This is a genomic window from Variovorax sp. Soil_C_33, assembly GCF_057656935.1.
In genome coordinates, this window is the sequence record NZ_JBDGJK010000002.1 from 140,744 (window position 1) to 165,274 (window position 24,531).

The 24,531-nt window shown below is 64.0% G+C and carries 23 protein-coding genes; 8 read left to right on the forward strand and 15 right to left on the reverse strand.

Annotated features, from left to right (window positions below):
* Positions 1-1,311 (forward strand): lipopolysaccharide biosynthesis protein, encoded by a 1,311-nt coding sequence (locus tag AC3A6B_RS03610; protein ID WP_487835391.1) that lies wholly within the window; start codon positions 1-3, stop codon positions 1,309-1,311.
* A gap of 117 nt (positions 1,312-1,428) precedes the next feature.
* Here the strand turns inward: AC3A6B_RS03610 and AC3A6B_RS03615 are convergent, their stop codons facing one another.
* On the reverse strand, positions 1,429-1,701 hold the full coding sequence (locus AC3A6B_RS03615) for a hypothetical protein (RefSeq protein WP_487835392.1): 273 nt from the start codon (positions 1,699-1,701) through the stop codon (positions 1,429-1,431).
* Here AC3A6B_RS03615 and AC3A6B_RS03620 point away from each other — a divergent pair.
* The 3 genes from AC3A6B_RS03620 (at position 1,696) to AC3A6B_RS03630 (ending at position 5,092) form a co-directional block, all read left to right on the forward strand.
* Entirely contained in the window at positions 1,696-2,685 is a 990-nt protein-coding gene (locus tag AC3A6B_RS03620; RefSeq protein ID WP_487835393.1) for a glycosyltransferase family 4 protein, read from the forward strand. The two genes, AC3A6B_RS03615 and AC3A6B_RS03620, sit on opposite strands and share 6 nt — an antisense overlap.
* On the forward strand, positions 2,682-3,707 hold the full coding sequence (locus AC3A6B_RS03625; protein WP_487835394.1) for a glycosyltransferase family 4 protein: 1,026 nt from the start codon (positions 2,682-2,684) through the stop codon (positions 3,705-3,707). Before AC3A6B_RS03620 ends, AC3A6B_RS03625 begins: the two co-directional genes overlap by 4 nt.
* Positions 3,708-3,811: 104 nt before the next feature.
* Complete coding sequence (locus AC3A6B_RS03630; RefSeq protein WP_487835395.1) at positions 3,812-5,092, forward strand: nucleotide sugar dehydrogenase; 1,281 nt, start codon at positions 3,812-3,814, stop codon at positions 5,090-5,092.
* 608 nt (positions 5,093-5,700) lie between these two features.
* Here the strand turns inward: AC3A6B_RS03630 and AC3A6B_RS03635 are convergent.
* The 6 genes from AC3A6B_RS03635 to AC3A6B_RS03660 are packed head-to-tail and all read right to left on the reverse strand — an operon-like array spanning position 5,701 to position 13,271.
* Complete coding sequence (locus AC3A6B_RS03635; protein WP_487835396.1) at positions 5,701-9,939, reverse strand: PilC/PilY family type IV pilus protein; 4,239 nt, start codon at positions 9,937-9,939, stop codon at positions 5,701-5,703.
* Positions 9,940-9,954: 15 nt separating this feature from the next.
* On the reverse strand, positions 9,955-10,629 hold the full coding sequence (locus tag AC3A6B_RS03640; protein ID WP_487835397.1) for a hypothetical protein: 675 nt from the start codon (positions 10,627-10,629) through the stop codon (positions 9,955-9,957).
* Complete coding sequence (locus AC3A6B_RS03645) at positions 10,626-11,876, reverse strand: PilW family protein (RefSeq protein WP_487835398.1); 1,251 nt, start codon at positions 11,874-11,876, stop codon at positions 10,626-10,628. The genes AC3A6B_RS03640 and AC3A6B_RS03645 overlap by 4 nt, the downstream gene beginning before the upstream one ends.
* A complete protein-coding gene (gene pilV / locus AC3A6B_RS03650) occupies positions 11,873-12,268 on the reverse strand; it encodes a type IV pilus modification protein PilV (protein ID WP_487835399.1) in 396 nt (131 codons plus the stop codon). Before pilV ends, AC3A6B_RS03645 begins: the two co-directional genes overlap by 4 nt.
* Positions 12,265-12,867: a GspH/FimT family pseudopilin gene (locus tag AC3A6B_RS03655; protein ID WP_487835400.1), complete on the reverse strand. Its 603-nt coding sequence runs from the start codon at positions 12,865-12,867 to the stop codon at positions 12,265-12,267. The genes pilV and AC3A6B_RS03655 overlap by 4 nt, the downstream gene beginning before the upstream one ends.
* Positions 12,867-13,271: a type IV pilin protein gene (locus AC3A6B_RS03660; RefSeq protein ID WP_487835401.1), complete on the reverse strand. Its 405-nt coding sequence runs from the start codon at positions 13,269-13,271 to the stop codon at positions 12,867-12,869. Before AC3A6B_RS03660 ends, AC3A6B_RS03655 begins: the two co-directional genes overlap by 1 nt.
* Here AC3A6B_RS03660 and AC3A6B_RS03665 point away from each other — a divergent pair.
* Positions 13,255-15,162 carry a PglL family O-oligosaccharyltransferase gene (locus tag AC3A6B_RS03665; RefSeq protein WP_487835402.1) on the forward strand — a complete coding sequence of 636 codons (1,908 nt, stop codon included), beginning with the start codon at positions 13,255-13,257 and terminating at the stop codon, positions 15,160-15,162. The genes AC3A6B_RS03660 and AC3A6B_RS03665 overlap by 17 nt on opposite strands.
* 7 nt (positions 15,163-15,169) lie before the next feature.
* Here AC3A6B_RS03665 and moaC read toward each other — a convergent pair whose 3' ends face one another.
* Positions 15,170-15,664 (reverse strand): cyclic pyranopterin monophosphate synthase MoaC, encoded by a 495-nt coding sequence (gene moaC, locus AC3A6B_RS03670; RefSeq protein ID WP_487835403.1) that lies wholly within the window; start codon positions 15,662-15,664, stop codon positions 15,170-15,172.
* 54 nt (positions 15,665-15,718) lie between these two features.
* Here moaC and AC3A6B_RS03675 point away from each other — a divergent pair, with 54 nt between their 5' ends.
* Positions 15,719-17,290 carry a M48 family metalloprotease gene (locus AC3A6B_RS03675; protein WP_487835404.1) on the forward strand — a complete coding sequence of 524 codons (1,572 nt, stop codon included), beginning with the start codon at positions 15,719-15,721 and terminating at the stop codon, positions 17,288-17,290.
* Here the strand turns inward: AC3A6B_RS03675 and AC3A6B_RS03680 are convergent.
* The 3 genes from AC3A6B_RS03680 to AC3A6B_RS03690 are packed head-to-tail and all read right to left on the reverse strand — an operon-like array spanning position 17,283 to position 18,897.
* The gene (locus AC3A6B_RS03680; protein WP_126835978.1) at positions 17,283-17,642 is read right to left on the reverse strand and encodes a phage holin family protein; all 360 of its coding nucleotides are present in this window, start codon (positions 17,640-17,642) and stop codon (positions 17,283-17,285) included. The genes AC3A6B_RS03675 and AC3A6B_RS03680 overlap by 8 nt on opposite strands.
* Before the next feature lie 28 nt (positions 17,643-17,670).
* A complete protein-coding gene (locus AC3A6B_RS03685; protein WP_487835405.1) occupies positions 17,671-18,135 on the reverse strand; it encodes a hypothetical protein in 465 nt (154 codons plus the stop codon).
* Positions 18,136-18,159: 24 nt separating this feature from the next.
* Complete coding sequence (locus tag AC3A6B_RS03690) at positions 18,160-18,897, reverse strand: TerC family protein (RefSeq protein ID WP_487835406.1); 738 nt, start codon at positions 18,895-18,897, stop codon at positions 18,160-18,162.
* Between the two features lie 419 nt (positions 18,898-19,316).
* On the opposite strand from AC3A6B_RS03690, the gene AC3A6B_RS03695 reads away from it, so the two are divergent.
* Together AC3A6B_RS03695 and AC3A6B_RS03700 are read left to right on the forward strand one after the other, a co-directional pair.
* Positions 19,317-19,769 carry a DUF3717 domain-containing protein gene (locus AC3A6B_RS03695; protein ID WP_487835407.1) on the forward strand — a complete coding sequence of 151 codons (453 nt, stop codon included), beginning with the start codon at positions 19,317-19,319 and terminating at the stop codon, positions 19,767-19,769.
* A 10-nt stretch (positions 19,770-19,779) separates the two neighbouring features.
* Entirely contained in the window at positions 19,780-20,085 is a 306-nt protein-coding gene (locus tag AC3A6B_RS03700) for a DUF2007 domain-containing protein (RefSeq protein ID WP_487835408.1), read from the forward strand.
* A gap of 12 nt (positions 20,086-20,097) precedes the next feature.
* Here AC3A6B_RS03700 and AC3A6B_RS03705 read toward each other — a convergent pair whose 3' ends face one another.
* From AC3A6B_RS03705 to AC3A6B_RS03720, 4 genes are all read right to left on the reverse strand, one after another.
* Entirely contained in the window at positions 20,098-20,658 is a 561-nt protein-coding gene (locus AC3A6B_RS03705) for a YaeQ family protein (protein WP_487835409.1), read from the reverse strand.
* A 163-nt stretch (positions 20,659-20,821) separates the two neighbouring features.
* The gene (gene purB / locus AC3A6B_RS03710) at positions 20,822-22,201 is read right to left on the reverse strand and encodes an adenylosuccinate lyase (RefSeq protein ID WP_487835410.1); all 1,380 of its coding nucleotides are present in this window, start codon (positions 22,199-22,201) and stop codon (positions 20,822-20,824) included.
* A 30-nt stretch (positions 22,202-22,231) separates the two neighbouring features.
* Positions 22,232-23,296, reverse strand: a complete 1,065-nt coding sequence (locus tag AC3A6B_RS03715; protein ID WP_487835411.1) for a M48 family metallopeptidase — start codon at positions 23,294-23,296, stop codon at positions 22,232-22,234.
* Positions 23,293-24,453, reverse strand: coding sequence for a YjgN family protein (locus tag AC3A6B_RS03720; protein WP_487835412.1), 1,161 nt, complete (start codon positions 24,451-24,453; stop codon positions 23,293-23,295). The genes AC3A6B_RS03715 and AC3A6B_RS03720 overlap by 4 nt, the downstream gene beginning before the upstream one ends.
* Positions 24,454-24,531: the final 78 nt, after the last annotated feature.

Here is a 24,531-nt window from a genome sequence, read left to right on the forward strand (position 1 = left end):
ATGCCCGAGATCTTTGGATCGAATGAGGGACAGACCGCGACGGACCTACGTGGCGCACAGAAGACTTTGCATGGCCTACGCTCCGGCTATGTGACGGTTATTGCAGGGATGGGTTTTCGCGCGGCATTTCAGGCGGCGCTCACCATCCTTCTTGCTCGTCTCCTCGGAAGAACCGACTATGGCGCGTACATTGTCATTGGCAGCATCGCGGGTCTTTTCTCCGTCTTAGCAGGTCTCGGGGCGTCGGCCCTTCATCTCCGAGATACCGCAATTGCTCCCGATGCGTGGCGCGGCAGTTTCGTTGCCCATCACGCGAGCATATGGAAGACGCAGCCAGTCCTCTTGACGTTGACAGTGCTTGTGGCATGGCTTGTCGTTCGCGAGGAGGTGGGCTGGTTGTCGCTGCTGCTGCTGGTCATGGGCGATCTCCTCGGGTTGCCTGCTTGCGATCTATTGGTGCGTTCGTATCAGGGGCGTGAGCGCTACCTGCGTATGGCGCTGGTGATGTGCGCGTTGCCGTTGGCGAGGATGTTGCTGCTTGCATCGCTTGTGATGACGTTTGGTTCCGTCAACATCGAGTCTTGGAGCGTTCTGAGTTTTCTTAGCGGTGCGGCCATGGCCGGTTTGGTTGTGGGTTTGGCCATGGGCGCAAGAGGAAAGCGCAACCGAACCGAGGAGGCGTACTCGAGAGGCTTCTTCGCCGGGCTGGGCTTCTCTATCGCGGCGGCGTCTACGCGCATTCATGCGGACGCTGATAAGACCATCATTGCCAAGTTGGCGACGTTCGGAACAGCGGGCGAGTACTCGTTGGCCTACCGGATGATGGATGTAATGCTTCTGCCTATCAACGGATTGATCGAGTGGAGTACGCGCGCGCTATTCCGTCATGGACAAGGAGGTGTGGCGACTTCGTTGAAGATGCTTTGGCGCAGATGGCTGGTATTGCTCGGCATGGCGTTGTTGGCATGCGTCCTGGCATACGTGCTCGCTCCAGTTCTTCCGATGATTTTCGGTGAGCAGTTTCAAGGAGTGGGTCTCATAGCTCGCTGGCTTGCGTTGCTGCCCCTCACGACGGCGTGCTGGATGATAGTCCGGAGCATCATGGCCACATCGGGGCACGAGAAACTTGTCGGCGTGGTCGAATTGGTGGGCGCAGGGACCAGCGTCTTGCTGGGGATCACTCTGGTTTCACAACACGGCTGGCGTGGTGCGGTGCTCGCAACGTATGGCACGCACATAACGATGACCTTGACGGTCATCGGCTTCGCTATGCTCAGACTCCGCTCAGTCCAAGAGCAGCGAACAACCTAGTCAGATCCTATGGACGTTCAGATGAATAGAACCCTCTTCTCTCCGCCTGTCAACATACCGGACGCTTGGCTAGAGCGCGTCACCAAGCGTCCCGGCTGCGGAAGTGACCAGCGCCCCTCACTTGCCACGGGCACGACGAATATCGATCCGCTGAGAAATATCGAACACGAGTACTGGAACAACTGGGAAACCCTCAGACACCTGCTCATGTTCAATGCCGCTTCGGTGCGAGACTTCGTCGCTCGCCCCCTCGATTGCAAACTCGTTGAAATCCCCAAGCCCAACAGAACGGGCGGGTGACGGATGCGGATCGGTGTCGACGCGCGTTGTCTTACCGGCCATATCACCGGTATCGGACGGTATGTACGCGAAATCCTGCTCTGTTTGCATGATCTGCTGCCCGAGGCCGATTGGCTGTTGTACACGCGTCGCCCGATGGCGCTGGACTGGCCCTCCGCACGTTGGCGGGTCGTTGTCGACTCGCATCCTCTGTGGCGTCGATTGCCTGGGCTCGTATGGGTAAAGATGCGCCTCGGTGCATTGGCCCGCGATGATGGTCTCAACGCGTTCTGGGCAGCGGGAACTCTGGCTCCTTCGTTGGATATCCAGACCGTTGCCACGGTCTATGACCTGAATCATCTGCTGGTTCCGGAAACAATGGCGCCGGTCAACCGTTTTGCCTACCGCCGTTGGTTCGCCGACGATGTTCGAAGTGCAGCGCAGGTGATCGCGATCTCCCAAGGTACCGCGGCACGCCTGCGCGATCTTGTAGGTCGTTGCGCAGACGGCGTGGCGTTACCTAGCTCCAGATGGTCAGGCATGGATACGAGTTCGCTCGGAAGACGTCCTTTTGTAGAGCCATACGTCTTGTCGGTCGCAACACGCGAGCCGCGGAAGAACCTCAACAGTCTCGTTGTCGCGTTTGCAGCGCTCAAGGCGCGCGGCCTTCTTCCACGGCACGTTCTCGTCCTGGCTGGCGCTGCAGGCTGGGGGCGGAAACTAGAAGCGTTGCATGGCGCCTATCCTGACTGGCTTCGTGAAGTGGGCTACGTCCCTGATCAGCACATGGCGGCATTGTTCGCGCATGCCGACATCCTAGTTCAGCCATCTCACTATGAGGGATTTGGCATGCCTGCAGCAGAGGCTGCGTCGTTCGGAACGCGTGTGGTCGCCACTGACATTCCTGAATTGCGCGAGGCTGCGGGGCCTTCCGGGGTCTTCACCCGACCGGATGCGGCCAGTGTTGCCCAGGGCATGCTCGATGCCCTCGCCATGCCGGAACCGACGCCGTTCGCCGGAAGCTCTTGGCGGGATGCTGCGGAGGTTATGGCAGCAACGTTTAGGCGCCTGTCGCGGGAGCCGAATCGTTTATGAAAGTGTGGCTTCCGAGCATTCGTTCAAGTAGCGGTAGCGATGTCTTCGTGGAGCGATTGGCAGCGTTGCTCTCTGAAGTGGGCTGCGAACCAATTGTCACTTGGTTTCCGCTGCGCTGCGAATTGTTGCCGTGGCTGCTCCGAGCCGCGCCAATGCCGAAAGGCATTGACATCATTCACGCCAACAGTTGGAACGCGTTTGCATTCTCCGGAAGGGGCCGCCCCTTAATCGTCACGGTGCACCACTGCGTTCGTGGGCGTGGCTACCCCGCTTGGAAAGGGCCTTTTCAGGCGCTTTATCACGATCACTGGATCGGTCGTTTTGAGGCCCTCTCCTTCCGGAGAGCGGACGCAGTGCTTTGTGGCAGCGCGTCAGCCGCTGCCGAGGTCGAGGAGAGCTTTGGGCTAGAAAAGAAGATCGAAGTAGTTGACTACTGGCTTGATGCCAATGTGTTTCGTCCTTCCTACACGCCTACTGTCAGACCGCCCAGAGTCCTATGGGTCGGAAACATGTCACTGCGCAAGGGGGGCGATCTCCTTCCGGCTTTTCGACAGTGCCTGGACCCAGCAATCGAGTTGCACGTGGTGGCCGGCCGGCGAGGGCAAACCGCCGGCTTGGAGGCGCTCGGGTCCAATGTCAAGGTCTGGTCTCGTCTTCGCGAGTCTGACTTGGTGAAGCTCTATCAGGACTGTGATGTCACTGTTTGTTTAAGCCGTCATGAGGGCTTCGGCTACACCGCCCTCGAAGCGATGGCATGCGGCCGGCCGGTTGTCGCATTCAACGTAACTGGATTGAAAGACGTGGTAACAGATGGCGTGACGGGCATTCTGAGACCGTGTGGCGATCTGGCGGGTGTGGCAACAGCGTGCAAAGAACTGATAGAAAGGCCGGAGCAAGCTCAATCCATGGGGCGAGCAGGCCGTGAACGTGCCGACCATCACTTCGGCGCCGCACGTGCAGCGGCTCTCTATATCCAAATCTACCGCGATGCCGCTGCTGCATTCCGTTTTCGCCAGAACTAAGGGGCGGCCTTTCCCGTGGATTGCAGTCGACGAAACTCGGGGGGAATTTACTCGAAGCGGCGAGGGAGCTCTGAGGTAGGCTTCGAGATAACCTGGAGATGCTAGTGATCGCAAACACCATTCGAGTCGGAATTATCGGCCTGGGCTACGTCGGCCTCCCCCTCGCTTTGCGTTTCGCCGAAGTCGGACTGCCGGTCCTCGGATTTGATATCGACGAAGAAAAAGTACATGCTATCGATCAAGGCCGAAGCTATATCAAACACATCGGCGATGCGGCGGTTGAACGTGGCCGCCAGCAAGGGTTGTCGGCAACTTCGGACTTTTCCCGTGCCGCTGAAGTGGACGCGCTGATCATCTGTGTGCCGACGCCACTCGATCAATATCGGGAACCCGATCTGCGTTTCGTCATCGGCACAATCGAAGCCTTGTTGCCCCACATCCGTCGCGGCCAACTCATCTCGCTTGAAAGCACGACGTACCCTGGAACAACAGAGGAAGAACTCAAGCCTCGAATCGAGTCGCGCGGCTTCGAGGTTGGGGAGGACATATACTTGGTCTTCTCGCCCGAGCGTGAGGATCCTGGCAATTCGAAGTTCACCACCCAAACCATTCCGAAAGTCGTCGGCGGCTGCACACCGGCTTGCCTGAACGCAGGCGTTGCGCTGTATAAAACAGTGATCGATACGGTAGTGCCAGTAAGTTCCACGCAGGCGGCGGAGATGACCAAGCTGCTCGAGAACATTCACCGTGCGGTCAACATCGGACTAGTAAACGAGATGAAGATCATCGCTGATCGGATGGGGATCGACATCTACGAGGTGATTCGCGCCGCGGCAACCAAGCCGTTCGGTTTCGTGCCGTATTACCCCGGGCCGGGGCTGGGCGGCCACTGCATTCCGGTTGATCCGTTCTACCTGACCTGGAAGGCGCGCGCATACGGTTTGAACACGCGGTTTATCGAGTTGGCGGGGCAGATCAACAGCGACATGCCGCACTGGGTGATGCAAAAGATAGCGGAGGCACTCAACAACGGCGAAAGGTCGGTGAAGGGCAGCAACGTGTTGGTGCTGGGTATTGCCTACAAGAAGAATGTCGACGATATGCGGGAGTCACCGGCAGTTGTATTGATGGAGCTCCTCCAGGCCAAGGGCGCCATGGTGTCGTATGCCGATCCTTGGGTGCCGGTCTTCCCGAAGATGCGTGAGCATCATTTCGACTTGGCGAGCATCGAGCTGACGCCGAAGTCGGTCGCGTCGTACGACGTGGTGCTGATCGCTACGAATCACGACGCGTTCGACTACCCAATGATCCAGGCGAATGCGAAGTTGATCGTCGACACCCGTGGCGTGTACTTGGATCCAATGCCAAATGTCGTGCGGGCATGATGCACGGCCGGCCACCTGGCAGGTCCGAGATTGACGAGCGCCTGACTTGCCCCGTGTACCAGAGTCCATCAACTTGGAGGCTTGCCTGCCTGTGAAGGAGCGGTGTCGCAAGGGCGGTTTCAGCGACACCACTTTCCCACTTTCTATGAATGCGCGCACAGTGCCGCGGCATGGGGTGCCCGATGCCAAGCGACTGCGTGATCTGAAGGAGGAGAGCGCCAAGCTCAAGAAGCTGCTGGGCGAAGCCCCGCGCTGAACACCGCCTTCAGGGTAAAGCGTTAAATCTCACCGGCCAGCCGCGCTGGCCATCACCGTGATGATCGACCAATGCGATTCTTGTCTTCTTGTCCGAGCGACGTGCGTGCAGGCTTGTGGAGCTCTCTTCATTTGCAACCTGCCTGAGATCGCCCGCGTACTTGAAGGACGTGCGCGCGGGCGCGAGCAACGCACGCAGTCGATCAGTCGCGCCGCAGAGTTGCTGCCTTATCATCAGCGACGGGCCATCGTCACGAAGGGGTCAGTGCGCTTACCGCCCAGCGCCCGAAAGCGTCCTGTGGAGGCGCACGACGCCCTTGCTGATCGCGCACTGCCCAGCGCCTCCCACCACTTCAATCCACCGTCGGCACTTCACGCCAATTGAGCAACCGCAGCGATTGGCTCGGCGGCGGCGTGAAGCGTTGATTTGACACCCCGCCGGTCGCATCGCCGGCTACCAGCCGCACCTTGTTGCCCACCTTGACGAACTCCAGGTCGGTGACCGCCGAGGTAGTCTGGACATAGGAAATGATGGTATCGCTGCTGTTTATCAGAGTCGACTTGCCATTCCCAATATCGATGGCATAGATTCGGCTGATACCCGAGGGACTGCACGGATTGCCGGCTGTCATGAAGGGTGCGAAGGCCACGATGCCGCGGCTGTACGTGGGATGGTTGTTGGGCACCAGCCGCCAGGCGGAGGTCGTATCGGCGCCCAGTTCGATATACCAGCCCATCGAAGTATTGGAGAGAGAGATACCCTTCGTCACGTCATCGACTTCGTCCAGCATTGCGCGCGTCAGAGGAAACGAGGCGCTGGACGGCAGGTCGGTTGCTCTGTTGAAGGTGTTCACGCCGCCGTCCATGATGGCATAGAAGCTCTGCGGCGCGGTCGACTCCACGTCCGAGATGTCGAGCAATCGCCCGGTACCCACCAGCACGAAGCGCTTGCGCGTGAGCGGCTGAATCTCGACCAACGGCAGCGTGGTAATGGGTTGTGCGGTGCCGTCGTCGCTCTTGAGCGTTGCCAGCAGTAGGGGAGTGGGGTAAGCGGTAGTGGTAGTGGTGTCCTTGGCCGCCGTCACGTCAAAGCGCCAGACCTGGCCGTTGAGATCGCCCACGTAGAGGGCGTCGACGGTACCGTCGCTGAATTCCTTCATGAAGCCGGTGACCTGCGTCAGGCCGTCCGAAGCACTGCCGGTACGCACCTTCTCGAGCAGAGCGCCATTCGTGGGATTGACGAAGTAGACGTAGCCGTAGCCGTCGCTGTTGTTGTAGCCCGAGGTCAGTATCGCGACCCAGCCGTACTTCTTGGTCTTGACCACCAGAGGCGCGCCGTAGCTGTAGCCCATGGTCGAATCGGTGAACTCCCATTTCACCTTGGCGGCCACCTTGGCCTCGTCGGTCATGGAGGCCGGGTCGGTCACATCGATGGCGTAGTAGCTCTTGCCGCCCTTGCCAAGCCCGCCAATCAGCAGGGTGCGCCAGTCGGAATCCGACGCCTTGGTGGTCTTGAAGGCGCCGCCGGCATTGTTGAAATCGAGCTCGAAGGCGAGCGGCGTGGTGTCCACGTAGTATCTGTGCGAATACAGTGGGTTGCCCAGCTGGGCCAGCAAGCCGTCGGCGTCCGAACTGCTGGGCTTTGCGAACAGGGCGCTCGGCACGTAGGCAAACACTTCCTTTCCGGCATTGGCATCGGTGCTGCTATTGAGCGAGCCGTTGAAGCCGTGCAGCATGCCGTCATTGGCTGCCACATAGACCATCGTGGGACGGTCTTTCCACTTGGTCTTGAAGTCGCTGTAGCCGACGTTGACCGTTTCAGAGAAGGCGCGTGACGGCGCGGCCACTGGTGTGACCTTGGCGTTGACCACATCGCCCAGCAGTGCCTTGCGGAACCGGTACGACTTGGTGGTGGTGGTCTCGGTGCGCTCGTTGCTGCGGTCGCCGCGCAGCCAGTTGAGATAGTTCTCGCTGTCGTCGCCACTCACATAGCTGGTGTCCAGGGTTCCAAGCTGCGTAGTGCTGAGGCTGGCCTTGCGGAACGGGATACCTGCCGATCCGCTCCATGTCACGACGCGTCGATCCGTATTCCACCCGGTGCCGGCGAGCTGCGATTCGAGGGTGGTGCTGGTGGTCCATTTGGCGGTGACGGTGGGGGTGCCGTCGGCCGCAATGGTCAATTCGCTGGCCGAGACGACACCGCTCCAGTACTTGGCGTTGAACTGCGCGCCATAGGAAGCCGAGCCGCTGGAAGCGAGCTGGAACGTGGATGGCGAGAACGAGGTGGTAAAGGTTTCGATCGCGTTGGCGATGGCTGCAAAGGCCTTCTTGAGGCCCGTGATCATGTCGTCCGGATTGCCCGCGGTGAAGTAGTTGTCGGGCTTCTTCTGGGTGGCGTCTGTGGCGAGACGGGTATCTGTCAGCGTATCGCCGCTGGTGGACCACCAGAGGTCCGGGATGGCTTGATCGAAGGTGTAAGGATCGAAGCCGCTGGGCACGCTGAGGCCGCCGAACTTGGCGGTCAGGTAGAACTGGTTGTTCTTTTGAAACGACTGCTCCAGCACGTCGACCCAATAGGTCTGCACGGTCTGTTTGCCGTCCACGTCGGAACGGATGTCCTTGGTGTTGGCGTCGTAGGCCAAGCCGGCCATGTAGGCGGAATTGCCACGGCCCGGGCCGCCCCAACCCGTGTTGTTGGTGCCGATGGCGCCGAGGCCTTGCAATGCACCTACCTTATCAGTCGCCTTCACGGCATCGACCGTCGTGTCCGCCGCCACTTTTGGCGGCAGCGCGGTGTTCTCCAGGTCGGTTGGATTTGCCTTGTTGCCGGGTACGTTTCTGTCGGCGTGGGTATAGATGTCGCCGATGCCCAGGACAAAGTTGCGTTGGCAGGTGTACTGGATTGGATCTTTCCAATCGGAAGCAATGACCGGGAAACCATCCACCCAGGTCTTTATCGTTTCGTTGGACGCGCCAGCAGTGCTGGTCCATTCAGGCACATTGCCAAGATTGCGGAAGTAGCGCAGAGCGGCGTAGTACATCTCGCTGACCGGATCGCGCGACTTGTAATTGCCGGGTGTCAATTGGCCGAACTTGTTGAGGTAGTTGATCACACCGCTATCCGCGATGGTCACGCCCAACGCCGAGGTGATTTGATCGGGGTTCTGCACAAGCGTCCCGTCAGTAGCATTCCACTCCCCTACCGTATTGGTCTTCGCCGATTTCAGCGGTACCGGCTCGCTTGGGCCTACAAACTTCTGCTGCGCGCGCAACACGCCGCCGTCGCGCGCGTTGCCGTTGCCTGTGCCATCTGCGGCCGTGGACTGGTTGAGGTAGCCAAAGGCGCTGAAGCGCATCTTTTGCGCGTACTGCTGCAGCAAACCCTCGGGCTTGTAGTTGCTGCCGTAGGCCTTGCAATTGGATTCCACTCCGCCGGCGCCGGCTGAGGTGTCGCACACCTTCGTGCGCATCGTGAGGTCGTAGACGCCGCTGCCGGTTTCGTTGTTGTAGTCGACCGCCGTCGCGTTGCCGGCCGTGCCGCCAAAAGAGCTGAACACCGTGGGAGACGAGGGTGTTGCCCATTGCAGCTGGATCACGGCATCGGCTCCGCTGTCGAAGTATTCGAGCTTGACGGTGAAGCTGGTGCCCTTGTTCAGGGTGACCGTTGCGTCGTTGATGGTGGGAGAGTGGTTCGTCCAGTTGTCGATCCGCAGCACATCATTGATGTAAAGGCGAACGCCATCATCGGAGATGGTGCGGAAGGTGTAGGTTCCGGTTTCTTGCGCGACGAAGGTGCCGGTGTAACGCGCCGAGAAATTGTCGGCGTTGATGTTCGAGAACGGCTTGGTCGAACCCCAGTTGTGATCGGCTGAATCGGCCGCTACGGTGCGGGTCGGGCTGCCGCTGAGCGCGGTGTTGTTGTAGTAGTCGCCTTTGAGCGTGCGCGGGTTGGCGGTCAGGCGCATCTTGAAGCCCATGCCATTGACCTTGATAGTCAACTGGTTGGCGCCGGTGAAGGGCGTGGCGCCTGCGATCTCGCTCACCGGCAGGTCACGGTCGTCAAACAGGCCCTGGCCCGAATGCCAGCCTTTTTCAAGAATGGTATCAGTGGTTGTGTCGACTACGCGGCGCCCACCGGTCATGGCCCAGCGAAAGGGGTCGATGGTGGCCGTGGCAGCCCAGTTCAGGAAGTTGCCGCTCCACTTGCTGTCGTTGCTGCCGGTGCATGTATGGCTGGTGGCCGTGCCGGCCGGCTGGAAGTAGCTCTTGTTGCCGGTGGCGCTGTTGTCAGCCTTGGTCACGCCGTTGCTGGTGGCGTCATAAACATAGGTGTAGCACTTGTTGGGATCGAAGTAGCCCTTGAACTCACTGGCGCTCGAATAGGCGGCCGTGTGGGCCGTGCGCGAGGCCGTGGGCCATTCGACCGAGAGCGCCAGCGCCAGATTGCCGGGCACGTCGGCGGTGGCTGCCCAGGGTTGATCGGCCAGGCTGGCGGCAGGGATCGGATTCTGCATGCCGAGCAAGGCCGCGCAGACGATGGTGGCACGCGCGGCGCGGCCCAGGCTCGGGTGCGGCGACAAAGGGTGATTCATGGCTCGTTGCCCCGGCTATTCGAGAGGATTGGTAAAGGACGATTGCAGGAACACCTGCGTGTCGCGCGGGCCGCTCACGCGGACTGTCAGGCGATAGACCAGCGCCAATGCGTTGCCCAGGTCCTTGCCGGCGCGTCGCGCATCGCCGCCGATCAAGTCGGTGTCGGACGGAACGGAGACGCAGTGGACATTGGCTGTGGAGTAAACGGGCGGCGTGTTGGTGGTGGTGATGGTGGGCTCGCCGGTGGCGCTGCACAGGCGGTCGATCACGTAGCGGATGGTGACACCAGCGGCGTCGTCCTTGATGTCGGCACCGGTCGGCGAAAAATCGACGCCAGCGACGTTCTTGCCGGTAGGCGTGGCACCTGCTTTGAGCAGCACCAGCGGAATGCCCCGGTCATTGGCCACCAACTGCACGGCGCTGTAGTTCCTGGCTGGCATGTTGGTGTACGTGTCGGCAACCGCGGCCAGCGCACCACTCTTGAATTGCGTCAGCACCGTCGAGGCTGCCAATTCGCCCCGATTGACGAGGTCGCGCTTGAAGGCGAGGTTGCCGGCGCTGAACAGGGAACTGTTCATCGATCGCACCACTGCGACGCCGCCGGACAGCAGCACCACCAGCACGATCAGGCAGAACAGCAGCACCACGCCGCGCTCGCGCGATGCCTTGGGAAGGGATTGCTTGGTCATGTGGTTGGCAGCAACAGCATGTTGCGCAGCGGAACGGTGAATTCGACGACGCGGTGGCGGTAGTGACGGTCGGTGACTGGCACGTCCTGTTGGAAGGTCGCGTCCAGGCTGGTGAACAGGGTGAGCTTTGATGGGGCGACAAAGCTCTTGTCCTCCTCCCCATCCACCTTGACGTTGGTGGTGCTGCTCTTTTCGTAGAGAGTGCTGCGCATCACCAGCGCAACGCGCACGGCCACGATCTGGCGTGCGGTCGCGGGCGTTTTCATCACGGTGGCGACGTCCCAGCCGGTCGCGTCGGGCGCGGCCCAGGTGTCGAGCTTGCCATCCAGATTGGTGTCCAGACCGTAGCGCGCGTAGAGGCCGTAGACGCCTTCCGCGATCGGCTGTGGCGCGTCGGTGCCCCCGGTGCGCAGCAGGTCATAGCTGAAGAGCGTGTGGTTGTCGCCCACACCGAAGAGCAGGAACTGGATGTTGTCGGGCTTGCCCAGTGCCGAGAGATAGCCCGAGCCGTCCGCTACGCTCACGAGTGCCGTAGTGTTCGAAGCGTTGTGATAGTCGCCAGCCAAGGGCAATCCGCCTCGACCGAACTCGTGGCTGAGTCTGTCGGTGTAGTTGTCGTCGAAGGTCGCAGCCGAGGAAACCTGCTCCAGTCGACAGTCCGCCTTGCCGCTCTGGCTGACGAGCACCAGATCGTTCTTCAGCAGGCCGATGGTGGTGTTCAGCGTGAGTTGGTCGCCGCCGGCGTTGCCGACGCTCGGGCGTGCCACGTCGCCGGCCGCACCGTTGCTGCCCATGACCATCAACACGTCCGAGCCTGACTTGGATTGGCCCTTGCCAATCAGGACCGGTGCCACACGCAGGTCCTTCTGCCCGGCAAGATCACCCAGGAAACCGGCGAAAGGGGCCTTGAAGGCGCCATCGGCATCCGTGCGCGGCAGAATTGCTGCGTTGGCGCGATCGGCACTGAGCTTGCAACCGAACACTCCGCCTGCGCTCCACGCCTGCGTGAAAGCCGAGCCTGCGCTGCGCAGCGCGCGATCGATCACGCTGGCCGAATAAGCGCCCGCCTGGCCGATGTCGTTGTTCGAGGTGGTGGTGCGCTTGTGCGCCTCGCCAATGGTTATGGTGCTGGTCACGGCCAGCGTGACCACCAGGCCGATGACCACGGCGACCAGCAGTTCCACCAGGGTCAGGCCGCGTTGCGACCGCTGCAGCGGATTGCGGCGGAAGGGGCGCGTTGATTTCATGGCAGCACCACCTGGGTCGTGAGCCTGCTGTCGGCCGCCGAGGCGGCGCGGCTAGGCGCGCGCCAGCTGATGCTGATGGTGGCTGTGCCGCCGTTGGGGGTCACGCTCGCGCTGGCGCCGGGCAGGGCGCTTTCCACCTTGTCCTCCCACTTTTCCTTTTCCGCACTGGGCAGGTCGACTGTCTTGTTGAGCCACATGGTGCTGGCCAATTCGTCGGCCAGTAGCGCGGCGCGGTTTCGATCCTCGGCATCGACCGAGAAGTTGATGGCGCGCGCCTGCAGCCCGATCAGGCCCAGGATGCCGAGCGAGAACAGCAGAATCGACACGAGTACCTCGATCAAGGCGATACCGGCCTGGCTGTGCGCGGCGGGGTTGCGAGGAGCGGATTTCATGAGGCGGTGCAGCCATCAGGCTGAGTGGCAGAAAGGGTCCGGGCCGGGTCGCACATGCGCACCTGGCCGCCGAGCTTGATCTGCACCTGCAGCGGCCGGTCGGCACCGGCGAGTTCCACCAGATAGGTGGAGTCGCCGGCTGTGCAACTGGCGCTGGTGACGCCGGGGGACGCATTGGTCACCAATCGGCCCAGGGAGTTGAAGCAAACCGCCACCGGGCCGGTGATGGTGACGTTGGCGCCGGCCGCTGCGAGCACGCCGGCCTCCACGAAGGCTGCGGTCTCGCCGCTGTCCGTCAGCGTGATGGTGTTGATTGCCCAGTACTTGCCGTTCGCCTTGGCGGTGTAGCCGTCGCTGGGATTGCTGTCGTCCGTCAGCGCAAACACAACCTGGCGGCTGCGGCGCGTGGCCTCGGTCTGCGCAGTGCGCAAGCCATCCTGCAAGGCGTTGGCGATGGTGCGCACCTTGCTGTTGGCAATCCAGGTCGAGAACGCCGGCATGGCCAGCATCGCCAGAAGCGCCAGGATGGAGATAGTGACCATCAGCTCGATCAGCGTGAAGCCGGTCGCGCGTCGGTTGCGTGCCGGGCGAGCGTGCATCAGCAGCCGCCCTTCTTGCTGACCCAATCGTTGGTGCAGCCGCTCCAGCCCGATACACCAGTGACTGTCGAGGTACGGTTGTTCTGCTGGTCAACGGTGAAGGTGAAGCCGCTGGTCGTGCCGCTGCCTTCCGCCTTCAGCTTGAACGCAGTGGCGGTGGGGTCGCCGTCGCAAGACAGCGTGAAGGTGCCAACTTTGCGCTTGGTTTCATCGACCTCGCAGGGCGAAATGAAGGTGGTGCCGACCGAGTCGTAGGTGCGATTGTCCTGGTAGAAGCGCTCCATGTCGGCCCGCATGGCGGCCAGGCCGTTGTGCGCGTCGACCAGCCGGCCGCGCAGCACATAGTCCCGGTAACTGGGCAGGGCGATCGCGGCAAGTATTGCGACGATGGCGACCACGATCATGACTTCGATGAGCGTGAAGCCTGGCTGGCGGCAACGAGGCTGGAAAGCGTTTTGCACTGTGATGACCTTTGATCGCAACGTTTACGATGGTCACAAATTGTCACCAATACAACGATTTTTGACTTGCCCGTTTGTCAGCAACCCGCTTCCGTTCGTCGACTCTGAACGTGCGATTCGTGTACTTTTTCCTGCAGGTACTATTCCGCGCATGACGCCAGCTGCCGCTCGCGCGGACGCGCCCGCACCCGTTGTCACCTCGACCGTCGCCCTTGCCGCGCTGATCGCGCTGCCTTTTCTTTTTCCATTTGCCGCCGGTCCGTCGGCCAACGTCTGGCAGCAACTGGCGGCATGGAGCTGTGCGGCATTGCTGCTGCTAGCAGGACCTATAGCGCTGCCCGCGCGGGGCGTGGTGCTTTGGTTGGCGTTGGCCGGTGTGTCGATCCTGATGAGGCGATCAGACAACCCGACGCTCGATATCTCCGCGGTTGTCGCCGTAGCGGTCGTCGGCCTGGCAGCCTGCGTGGGTGCCGGGCTGGCACGCGCCTCGGCGTCGCGGCCCTCGGCGCTGGCCTGGGGCCTGCTCCCGGCCGGCCTCCTCAGCGCCGTCCTTGGCCTGCTTCAGTACTACGGCCTCGCCGAGCCGCTGGTTCCCTGGACCACCTCGCCTGATCTGGGCCAAGCCTATGGCAACCTGCGCCAGCGCAACCAGTTCGCCACGTTGATCAGCATGGCCTTGATCGCCGCGCTCTGGCTGCATTCGGCAAGCGGCCGCCGCATACGCGTTGCGCTGCTGCCGGCCGGGCTGCTGGTGCTGATCCTCGCAGCCGCCGCCTCCACCTCGCGCACCGGGCTGCTGCAGTTTCTGCTGATCAGCGGCACCGCCGCTTTTCTTGCCTGGCGTGAACGGTATCGCTCGAACGGGGAAGCCGCGGACTACAAGTTGCCGCACCCTTTGCTATTGCTGGCCCTGATCCCCGCTTACTTCGCCGCCGCCTGGCTGCTGCCGCTGCTCGCCAATTCCGAGGTCGAGAGCATGATGCGCCGTCTGCGCGAAGGCGCGCCCGATGCGCACAGCCGCTTGGTGCTCTGGCGCAACGTCGTCGACCTTATCGCCCAGCGTCCATGGACAGGCTGGGGCTGGGGCGAGCTGAGCTTTGCGCACTACAGCACGCTCTATGGCGGTTCGCGCTTCGTCGAGATCCTCGATAACGCCCATAACCTCCCGCTCCATCTCGCAGTCGAGCTCGGGATTCCGGCAGCGCTGCTGATCTGCGGCGGCTTCGGCTGGCTGGTGCTGGCCGCACGGCCTTGGCGCGAGACCGATCCGGCGCGGCTCATGGCGTGGGGCCTGCTCGGCACGATCGTCTTGCACAGCCTGCTCGAGTACCCGCTTTGGTACGGGCCCTTCCAACTCGTCTTCGGGCTCTGCCTGGGCTTTCTATGGTCTGGATTGCAGAAAGCACGCTTGAAGCGGAATGCAGGGCCTTCGTTGGCTGCTGCGGGCGTCCTGATGGTGGCCGTCGGCTACGCCGCCTGGGACTACACCCGCATCAGCCAGATCTACCTTGCACGCGAGGAGCGCCTCCCGGCCTGGCGCGACGATACCTTGGCCAAGCTCCGGGACTCCTGGTTGTTCGCGAACCAGGTGAAGTTCGCCAAGCTCATGCTGACGCCGGTCAGCGCCGCCAACGCGGCCGAGGTGCATGCGTTGGCGCAACACCTTCTTCACTTCTCGCCCGAGCCACGTGTCATCACCAAGCTGATCGACAGCGCCATGCTGCTCGGTCTGAATGACGAAGCATTGGCGCAGGCGATGCGTTTCAAGAAGGCGTTTCCACGCGAGTACGCCCGCTGGCTCGACAACCAGCCGGTGGACGATCCGTCCGAATAGGGCTGCTTCAGCCCGCCGAGGGTTCGTCAGCCACGTAACTCCCCGACTTCCCCCCGTGCTTCTCCAGTACATGCACCCCGTTGATCGTCATCCCCCGATCCACCGCCTTGCACATGTCATAGATGGTGAGCAGCGCCACCTGCACCGCCGTCAGCGCCTCCATCTCGACCCCGGTAGGCCCGACGGTCTCGACCGTGGCGGTGCAGGCCACCTGCGGCACCCCGCCCTCGGCAATGGCGAAAGCCACCGCCACGCGGGTCAGCGCCAGGGGATGGCATAAGGGAATCAGGTCGCTGGTCTTCTTGGCGGCCTGGATGCCCGCGATGCGCGCGATGCCGAGCACGTCGCCTTTCGTGGCCGTGCCCGATTCGATCAGCGCCAGGGTCGAGGCTTGCATCTCGATGCGGCCGGTCGCCACGGCCACGCGGTGGGTGGCCGGCTTGGCGGCCACGTCGACCATGTGGGCCTGGCCTTGGGCGTCGAAATGGGTGAGTGGACTCATGGATGAACGTTCCGTAGAGTGAAGCATCATACGAGGCCGAGCCATTGACGAGGAATGCCGCGCTTGACTCTTTTCTCTCTTTCGATTCGACCGCCGAAGCCTCGGCTGCGGAGCTTGTGCGCTGCCCTGTTGATCGCGTCCCAGCTCGCCCTGCCGCCCCTGGGGCAGGCCCAGCTGCTGCCGGGGATGGGCGACGGCGAGATGACCGCCAGCGCCGAGCGCCGGCTCGGTGACCAGATTGCGCGCGAGCTGTACCGCGACCCCGACTACATCGACGACCCGGTCCTGGTCGAGTACGTGCAGGACATCTGGCAGCGCCTGCTGGCGGCGGCGCGCACCCGCGGCGATCTCACGCCGGAGCTCGACGAACGCTTCGCCTGGATGGTGCTGCTGGGGCGCGACCGCAGCATCAATGCCTTCGCGCTGCCGGGCGGCTATCTCGGGCTGCACCTGGGGCTGATCTCGGCCACCGGCAGCCGCGACGAGCTCGCCACCGTGCTCGGGCACGAGCTTTCGCACGTCACGCAGCGCCACATCTCGCGCATCATGGCCAAGCAGAGCCGGCAGATGCCGCTGCTGCTCGCCGGCATGATTCTGGGCATGATCGCGGCCGGCAAGAGCCGCAATCCGGATGCCGGGCAGGCGGTGATGATGGGCAGCCAGGCCGCCTTCGTGCAGAGCCAGCTCGGCTTCTCGCGCGACATGGAGCGCGAGGCCGACCGCGTCGGTTTCGGCGTGATGACGCAGGCCGGCTTCGCGCCGCAGGGCGCGGCCGCGATGTTCGAAAAGCTGCAGTACGCCTCGCGCCTCAACGACAACGGCTCCTATCCCTACCTGCGCAGCCATCCGCTCAACAGCGAGCGGATCTCGGACATGCAGGGCCGCTTCCAGTTCAAGCCGGGCGCGGAGCACGCGATGCAGCTCGTCATGGACCACGCGATGATCGCCGCCCGCGCCCGGGTGCTTTCACGCCCCGGGGTCGACGTGCTGCGGCTGTGGGTCAACGCTGCCGGCGCCGGCGAATTCGCGCGCAGCTCGCCGGCCCAGCAGGCCGGCACGCTCTACGCGGCGGCGCTGTCGGCCAACGAGCTGCGCGATTTCAAGGCCGCACGCGCGCTGGCGCAGCGGCTGGTCGCGCGGACGTCAGAGGATGCTGCGGCCTCGCGCCTGGCGCGCCTGCTCGCGGCCGAGATCGAACTCGCGGCGAGCGATGCCCCCAAGGCGGCCGCATTGCTCGATACCAAGGCCAAGGACCGCCCCGAAATGCTGCTCGCCGCGCAGGCGGCCGTCGCCACCCGCAATCCGGCGCCGATGGTCGCGCCGCTGCGCGACTGGGTGGCCCAGCATCCGCGCGACGCGACCGGCTGGCGCACGCTGGCCAATCTCTATGGGGCGCAGAACGACACGCTGCGCGCGGTGCGCGCCGATGCTGAGGCCAATGTCGCCGTGCTCGACTACGCGGGCGCGCGCGACCGGCTCAAGGCTGCGCAGGAATTGATGCGAAAGAGCACGGAGGGGCAGGGCGGCGTGCCCATCGATCACTACGAGGCGTCGATCATCGACACGCGCGCGCGGGCGGTCGAGGTGCTGGTGAAGGAGCAGGCGGCCGAAGCGCCGCTCAAATGACTCGCTTGGCGAACAGGCCGCCCAGCGCCGCCTCGATGACGATACCGAGCAGCGAGTAGATCAGGGAGCCGATCAGCGCGGCCACGAAGCCGTTGACATGGAAGCCCGACAGCAGCCCCGAGGCGGCCCAGAACAGGAGGGCGTTGATCACGAACAGGAAGAGTCCCAGCGTGACGATGCTGACCGGCAGCGTGAGCACCACCAGCACCGGCCGCACGAACATGTTGAGCAGGCCGATCACGGCCGCGGCGATCAGCGCCGAAGTGAAGTTCGGCACCTGCACGCCGCTGTAGACGTAGGTGACTGCGAGGAGCGCGAGCGCGCTCAGCAGCCATTTGATGAGAAGTCGCATGCGTCGGACGCGGGGCGCTGGCAGGGCCCTATTCCGACAGCTCGTTGGCCAGCACCAGCAGCGCGCCCATGCCCAGCACCGCGCCCGGCACGGCCCAGCCCGACTGGCCGGGCGAAGGCACGTCCGGCGCCACGGGCTCGAGGTCGACGCCGATCTTCGGCCGCCGCGCATCGATCACCTGGGCCGCGCCGTGCTCCAGCTTCAGCCGCTGGGTCAGCTCGGCCAGCGGCCCCTTGGCCAGCACCGGCGTGACCTGGCCGCCTTCGAGCCGCAGCGCCGGCAGCAACTGCTCCTGCACCTTGGCGAACCATTTGGCGCGCCAGTTCTCGCGCGCGCTGTGGCTCACCCACTTGCTGATGCGGTGCGTCATGCGCGGCGCGCAAGCCACCAGCACCCAATGCCGGGCACCCGTGCCGACCGCTGCCGGCGACAGCTTCGCGAGAAACTCGCGCGCATAGGCCGCGTCGTCGACATAAAGAATGATCTTTTCCATGGGTGCTCCTTCTTTCTTGCGAGATCAGGCCGTGGCGGTGCTTTCGGGCTTCGGCTTGCGCATGGCAACCCACTTTCCGATGGCCAGCACCAGCAGCGCACCACCGATACCGGCAATGTAGCGCACCGTGTCGGTCTGCGGCAGCTTCGGCACCCAGGTCCAGGCGGCGGGATTGCTGACGGCCGGGTCGGTCACAGCCATCGTGCCCGCGATCCAGCCCAGCAGCATGCCGCCCAGCGTGATGATGATCGGGAAGCGGTCCATCAGCTTGATGACCAGCTGGCTGCCCCACACGATGATCGGAATGCTCACCAGCAGGCCGAAGATCACCAGCGGCATCTGGTGGCCCTGGCCCGCGCCTTGAGCGGCGCCGGCGATCGCGATCACGTTGTCCACGCTCATCACCAGGTCGGCGACGATCACGGTCTTGACGGCGGCCCAGAGCTTGTCGCTGGCGGCGATGTTGCTGTGCGCATCGTCATGGTCGGGCGCGAGCAGCTTGACGCCGATCCACACCAGCAGCAGGGCGCCGACCACCTTCAGGAAGGGAATCGCGAGCAGCGTGAGCGCAAAGAAGATCAGGATCACGCGCAGCACGATGGCGCCGGCCGTGCCCCAGAGAATGCCCTTGGTGCGCATCGCCGGCGGCAGCTTGCGGCAAGCCAGCGCGATCACGACGGCGTTGTCGCCACCGAGCAGGATGTCGATCATGATGATTTGACCGACGGCGACCCAGAATTCGGGGGCCATGAACTGTTCCATAAAGTCCTCTGTTCGTTTTGCTCTATCCCGAGCAGCTCGGATGAAGCGACTGAATGAGGACCGGGTGGCCCCGGGAACTTGCAATCGCTTCGATCAAACCTGCACGGGTTCAAATCGAAGGTCTTGCTCGGCAGCGCGCATGGCTGCCCGTCAGGCCGGAAGTGTTGTGTGCTTCGTATTGACGACCTGACGATATCCGCCTTCGCGAAAGCGGACGGGAGCTACTCCCCTTCGTGGCCCGGATTAAAGCATCGAGACCCCCGGCGTGGCAACCGAAATTTCCCCGCGCTTCAAAGAAAAAACGTCTGCATGTGGCATTGCTCGGCAGTCCGTTGCTATGGATTTTGTAGCGCCGCATAACCTTCGACCGCCTCGGGACTTTGCCGGACTATGATGCCCGCTCGCTTTTTTCCGTCCTCATGGCCGCCATCCACATCACCGACATCGAGGCCGCCATCAACTTCTGGCGCGAGCAGAAGCCCTCGCCCGATGGCATCACCCTCGCGCCCGAGCTGCGCGCGCTGGCCGAGGTCTACGCGCTGATGGTGTTTCATCACGAAGACGAGGTCGACGAGGTCGGCTTCCCCGCACAGGCCTGGGATGCCTGGCTGGCGTGGTACCTCGGCACGCCCGACACGCCCTGCATCGCCATCTGCTCCACCAGCCAGGGTGACGACGAGTGCAAGGGCTGCGGGCGCAGCTTCGACGAGGTGCAGCACTGGCCCGCCATGACCCCGGGCGAGAAGCGCTCGACCTGGCGCCGCATCACGATGCAGGACAGTGCCTGGCGCTTCAACAAGTACGCCGAGCGGGCGCGCGAGGCCGAGCACGTCTGGCCCGACGACCCGGTTCCGGCCGACGCGCCGAGCTGAAGGAAGACCCATGCGCCGCCTCGTGCAAGCCCCCAACCTGGCGATCGCCACGCTGTGGGTGCATGCGCTGCGCGAAGACGGCGTCGCGGCCTCCGTGCAGCGCGAATACCTGGGCGCCGCGGCCGGGCAGTTGCCGCCCGATCAGTGCCTGCCCGAGATCTGGATCGAGGACGAATCCCAGTTCGCACTGGCCGAACGCCTGCTCCATGAGCTGCAGCACCGGCCGCAGCGGCGCTGGCAGTGCAGCTGCGGCGAACTCATCGAAGGCGGATTCGAGCAGTGCTGGCAGTGCGGCGCGATGATGCCGCCCCCCTGAACCGAATCCCGCCTACTTCAGCCGCACGAGCTCGATGTCGATGTTGTGCGTGCCGTCGCCCAGCATCAGCGCGCCTTCCTGGATCGTGGCCTGCAGCTGCATGGAGCGCTGCGCGAGCGCGGCGAGCGACTGCGAGGCGGCCGTCGGCACGCGGAACACGCTGAGGTTCTGCGGCCGCGTGAGCTTGTTCTCGATGCCGCGCCACCAGATCTCGGCCGCGTGATTGAAGCAGTAGACGATCACTTCGTCGGCCTTGCCGCAGGCCTTGATGATCGGCTTGTCCTCGGGTTGCCCGACCTCGATCCAGAGCTTCACCTCGCCGGTGAAATCGCGCAGCCAGACGTCGGGCTCGTCGGGGTTCGACAGGCCGGCGCCGAAGGCCAGCGTGCCGTCGCCGTTGCACACGTCCTGCAGCTTGTGGGCGTTGAGCGCCAGCGCCACCAGCCGGATCATCATCCGCTCGTCGGTCTCGCTGGGATGGCGTGCGAGCGTCAGTGCGTGGTCGGCGTAGTAGCTGTGATCGATGTCGGCGACTGCGAGCGTGGCCTTGAAGATCGTGGATTTCAGCGCCATCAGATCCGCCGCCGGGCCGCCCCAAGGCGGATCAGCCCCCTTGGGGGGCAGCGAGCACACGAAGTGCCGAGCTTGGGGGCCTTCATCCGCCGCCGGGCCGCCCCAAGGCGGATCAGCCTCCTCGGGGGGCGGCGAGGACACGAAGTGCCGAGCGTGGGGGCCTTCATATGCGCCGCGCGAGTTCGGCGGCCTTGCCGATGTAGCTGCCCGGCGTCATCGCCAGCAGGCGCTCTTTCTCGGCTTCCGGGATCTCGAGCGAGCGGATCAGGCCGTGCAGCGCCTCGGCCGTCACCGTCTTGCCGCGCGTCACTTCCTTCAACTGCTCGTAGGCGCCCTGCACGCCGAAGCGCCGCATCACGGTCTGGATCGGCTCTGCCAACACTTCCCACGAGGCGTCGAGGTCCTCGGCCAGGGCCTCCTCGTTGAGCTCGAGCTTGCCCAGGCCGGTCGCAAGGCTCGCGTAGGCCAGCACGGCATAGCCGAAGGCCACGCCGATGTTGCGCAGCACGGTGCTGTCGGTCAGGTCGCGCTGCCAGCGGCTGATCGGCAGCTTCTCGCTCAGGTGGCGCAGCACTGCGTTCGCGAGGCCGAGGTTGCCCTCGGCATTCTCGAAGTCGATCGGGTTGACCTTGTGCGGCATGGTCGAGGAGCCGATCTCGCCCGGCTTCAGGCGCTGCTTGAAGTAGCCCAGGCTCACGTAGCCCCAGATGTCGCGCGAGAGGTCGACCAGGATAGTGTTGGTGCGCGCCACCGCATCGAAGAGCTCGGCCATGTAGTCGTGCGGTTCGATCTGGATGCTGTAGGGCTGGAAGCTGAGCCCCAGGCCGAGCGGCGCCGGCGTCTCGACCACCTTGCGGCTGAAGCCTTCCCAGTCGAATTCCGGCCAGGCCGCCATGTGCGCGTTGTAGTTGCCGACCGCGCCGTTCATCTTGGCCAGCAGCTGCACGGCGGCGATCCGTTCGCGCGCCTTCGCCAGGCGCACGGCGACGTTCGCAAACTCCTTGCCGACGGTGGTCGGGCTCGCCGTCTGCCCGTGGGTGCGCGAGAGCATGGGCACGGCGGCGAACTTGGTCGCCATCTCGCGCAGGGTCGCGATCAGGGCGTCGATCGCCGGCAGCACCACCTTCTCGCGGGCCGCCTGGATCTGCAGCGCGTGGCTGGTGTTGTTGATGTCTTCGCTGGTGCAGGCGAAATGCACGAACTCGGAGGCCGCGAGCAGCTCGGGCCGGGCTTCGAATTTCGACTTGATCCAGTACTCGACCGCTTTCACATCGTGGTTGGTGGTCTTCTCGATCTGCTTGATCGCGACCGCGTCGGCCTCGGAGAAATTGGTGACCAGGCCCAGCAGGTACTTGCGCGCGCCGCCCGTGAGCGGCTTGAATTCGGAGAAGCCGCAGTCCGACAGCGCGATGAACCACGCCACCTCGACCTGCACCCGCCGGTGCATATAACCCTGTTCGCTCATCAGCGGGCGCAGCGCCGAGAGCTTGGCCGCGTAGCGGCCGTCGAGGGGGGAAAGGGCGGAGACGGTGGAGAAACTCATGGGCCAATTTTAGGTGGCGCCCCGCCGCAATCAATTTGAGTTCTCGGCCGCCTCTCTAAAAAACGCGATCCGCTCGGCCGTGGCCGGATGCGAGGAGAAGGCCAGGCCGATGGTGTCGTCGTCGAGGCCGGCGCGTTTCTGCTCGCCGCGCCAGCGCTCGATGGCCTCGAAGAAACCGATCATCGTGCGCGGCGAAATGCCCACGGCGCGCATCAGGCGCACCGATTCCGCGTCGGCTTCGCGTTCGGCATCGCGCGAGTAGCCCAGCGTGGCCAGCAGCACCGGCGCGCTGCCGATCAGCGTGCCGTAGTCGCCGAAGGCCACCGAGACGGCGAAACCGACTGCCGAGACCTGCACCAGTTGCCGCATCGCATGGCGCAGGCGCACATGGCCGAACTCGTGGCCCAGCACGCCAAGCACGGCTTCGTCGTTGCCGGGCATCAAATGCACGAGTTCGTCGGTGAGGATGATGGTGCCGCCCGGCAGCGCCAGCGCATTCGGCCCCAGCTGCTTGTCGCGGCCGCGCCGGAACTCGAGCTTCCAGGCCGGCGCGTCCTCCGGATGGGCCGCCTGCACCATCCGCGCGAAGGCGCGGCGGATGCGTTCCTGCTCGGCGAGCGGCAGGGCGCTGGGCTTCAGCAGCGATCCGTCGATCGAGGCCAACACCTCCTCGCCGATCAGGGCGTCGACGCTCGCCGGCACCGCCGCGGTGACGCCGCGCGCCACCCACGGCAGGCCCCACTGGTACATGGCCGCAGTGGCGGCCAGCAGCAGCACGAAGGCGATCGCCACGCCGCGCCAGTTCTGCTGGGCGCGCACCACCCAGCTTTCGGCGCGGCCCTGCTGCGCGGCCCATTCGTCCCAGGCCGCGACGTCGAGCGCCTGCACGCTGGCGCCCTGCGGCAATTGCGCGATGCGCCCGCCGTGCCGCGTGCGCTCGGGCCAGCGCACCTGGGCCAGCGGCACCGTGAGCGCCTCGAAGGCTTCGCCGGGCGCCGGGGCAATCGTCAACAGGTCGCCCTGCACATGCAGGCGCGCCGCATATGGCCGGCTGCTGCGGCCGTCGAAGAAACGGGCGTCGAGCGCCGTGCTCACATCCCGATGTCCAGGCCGAACAGGTCGGCCGCCATGTCGCCGGTCGCGCCCGGGTCCTCGCGGCCCGCCACCTGGCTGATCTGGTCGAGCCCGATGCGGGTCTGCAGCTCGACCGCCTCGATCTGCGCGCGCCGAGTGTTCACCACCGCGAAAGGCCAGTAGAGGCCGAGGGTCAGGAAGATCAGCAGGTAGTTCTTGCACTGCAGGCCCAGGTAGCGCTTGAGCAGCAGGCGGCTGTCGAAACGCATCAGCTCGTTGCCGGTGGTCGACCACAGAAGATTCTGCAGCCGCACCTGCAGATAGGACTTGGGCAGGATGTTGAACAGCAGGATGCCGCCGAAGCCCAGCGCCACGGCCAGCAGCACGAAGGCCGCGCCCATGCCGCTCTTGCGGCCGGCGAAGGTCAGGCCGCCGAACACGACGATGGCGATCAGGAAGGCCACGAAGCTCAACCCGATCAGCTTGATGAAGATGCCGTAGAGCACGCCCACGTCGGCCTTGAGCCGGGTCTGCAGGCCGCCGATGGCGTAGTTGTCGTGCTGGTAGCGCTTCACGCGCCAGAGGAAGTAGGGCAGGCCCGCCATGAAGATCATCATGCCGAGGCCGATCACGCCGGCCGCGGCTGCCGGCAGGGCCTGCTGGACCTCCTTGTCGCCCGGCGCGCCCGCCATCGCGCCGGCGAGCGCCACCGGCAGCAGCGCCAACGCGAGCGGCGGCAGCATGCAGGCATAGGCGCCGGCCGTGTCGCCGGCGAAATGGAAGCGCAGGCCGCGCCAGCTGGTGTTGGCGAGCCGGAAGCGCATCGCGGCACGGAACAGGGCCGGCCATAGCGCGACGAAGGCCAGCGCCGCCACCAATGCGGCCCAGCCGGAGAAGTTGCTGCCCACCGAGTAGGCGACGAGGAAGCCGGCCGCGATCAGCGTGCCGCGCAGCATCTTCACCGGCTCGCCGTGGAAGTCCAGCGCGTCGCCGCCGACCCAGGTGTTGCTGTAGAAATACTTGAGCTTGCGGACCTTGGCCCAGGGCAGGTAGATGCCCAGGGTGACGACGATCAGCAGCAGGTTCACGATCCAGATGCGGAAGTACTCGCTGCCGCTGGCCGTGAACTCGATCGGATGGCGTTCCGGAGTGGCGTCGACGGGCGCTTCGATGTTCATGCTTTCCTACCTTCTCCCTCGTTGGTATGCAGCCGGATTCTGCACTGCGCGCGTTCACCTAGAATCAAAACGCTACAA